The organism is Streptomyces sp. NPDC031274 (assembly GCF_055570235.1).
Map to the genome: position 1 here is coordinate 1 of NZ_JBVIHP010000128.1, position 1,901 is coordinate 1,901.

The 1,901-nt window shown below is 66.9% G+C and carries 2 protein-coding genes; both read right to left on the minus strand.

Going from position 1 to position 1,901, the window contains the following annotated elements; all coding sequences use genetic code 11:
• Positions 1 to 904: hypothetical protein (locus ACZ5CR_RS44160; protein WP_468869008.1), on the minus strand; the 904-nt coding region annotated here is incomplete at its 3' end.
• Positions 905 to 926: 22 nt separating this feature from the next.
• Positions 927 to 1,817 carry a phage tail family protein gene (locus tag ACZ5CR_RS44165; protein ID WP_468869013.1) on the minus strand — a complete coding sequence of 297 codons (891 nt, stop codon included), beginning with the start codon at positions 1,815 to 1,817 and terminating at the stop codon, positions 927 to 929.
• Positions 1,818 to 1,901 lie beyond the last annotated feature (84 nt).

Here is a 1,901-nt window from a genome sequence, read left to right on the forward strand (position 1 = left end):
CGGCGACGATGCTGGTGCCGCCGTCCACGGACAAGTCACCCCGCTCCGTCTTGGCCATCTTGGCGTGGAGGAACAGCGGCTGACTGGTGCCTCGGTACGCGGCAGGCAGAGCGAGCGTGTCGGCCACGATGCCGGTCGTACGCCGCACGACCTTGCCCTGGTTGTCATCGATGACGGTGTCCTGACCCGCGACCGTCCCGAAGACGGGCTGAATGCGGCCGTAGACGTTGTCGAAGTCGAGGCGAAGACCAGCGATGGTGATGGTGAAGATCAGCTTGGTAGCCCAGTCCGGGACAGGGATCATCCAGCGAGCCTCGGCCGGCCAGACGTACCACTTGTCGTCGTCCTTCCAAGCCTTGGAGACCTTGGTCGGATACGCCGTGTACAGGGTTCGCTCGCGCCTGGGGTTGGCGACCTTGCGCAGGTCGCGGATCATCGCGGCGGTGATCGTGCCCGTATTCGCCGGGATGTCCAGGCGGGCTATCGCAATCCCCGTGACGCCCTTGGGAGCGACGGTCGTGGCCGCCGAAACATTGGGGACGACGTCAAAGAAGTTGATCGAGTCCCTTGCGGGATCGAGACCACCCTCGAACTCAGGATCTTGCACCTTGAGGACGATCAGATCCGAGCGCGGCGTGGCACCAGTCGGTGCGACCGGCACCGTCGCGACACCGATGTTGTACGCGGTGTACGAGCCCTGCCACATGTTCGCCTTGCCACGGATCACCGCCGAACCGTCCGCGACCTGCACCCCCGCACCCGGCACCGGCAGCGGAGTCACCTTCAAGTCGGCGGCCTCCGTGATGCCTTCCGCACCACGGCTCAGGTCTTTGATCATCATGCGGAACGTCTGCGCGGAGTGCGTGGCTCCATCAACGAGCAGAGGGGCTTGCGCGAGCGTCATCGGTGTACGAACGTCCTTGATTTCAGAGGGATATAAAGGCATCGCGCCACGCCACCGTCAGGCGCGCGGTCGCAGTCGGATCAGTCGCCGTCCAGCGCAGCTCACTGCGCCCCGGCGGGAGCACGAACGTGTCCAGCCGCGACGTGGTGGGGGCGGTGCCGCCGTTCTCACGCGTCACCCGGATCTGACCGGGCCGCGTATCCACCCGCACCCACTGGCCGGCAGCGAGCGTGATGGGCAGGCTGATGGAACGGCCGCTCTCGACATGGGTGATCACCGGGTTAGCGCACGGCCCGTACACCGTGATCACCGGATGGGTGCCAATGGCGCCGTTGTTGGTGACCCAGCCCGGCCGGCTCTGCCCCAACGGGTTGCCGCTGGTGACGTGGATCGGAGCCTGGACAGGCGCCGTGAACCCGCCACCAGACAGCCAGCCCAGCCGCAGCTGCGCCTGCTCCTCGAAGTCGGCGTAGTAGCGCGGCGAAGGAACAATGAACTCGACGTCGAGGGGAATCCAGCCGTGCGCCGCCTCCGCCCACCTGGCGTCGAGCTTCTTCAGCCGCCCAAACAGCACGCGGACGGGGGAGCCGGCCCATCTGATGCGAAGCGGCATCACCGCCCCGCCCACCGTACGGATCCGCGGGTTGTCGGCGACAGCCTCCAGGTCGGCGAGGATCTGCCGGGCCCCGGCCGGGTCTCCCGGCGTCTTGATGCCGCAGTCGATGCGCAGGGTGCGGGCCTCGTACCAGTCCGGTGCCAGCCACCCGACGTCAGCTCCGGGCTGCTCGACGAACTCTCCACGCGTTCCGGGACGGGAGAGGCCTTCGATCTCCGCGATCGGAATGCTGGTTTTATGCCCGAGGAGGATGCCGCCGAAGTCCAGCTGAAAGTCCGACAGTTCAAGAGTGCTCATCGCAGGACACCCCCGCGACGAGCCCGGCGCATCTGGTACGACACCGCGGACGCGATGTCGTCCGCAGAGGCGCGGCTTTGGGTG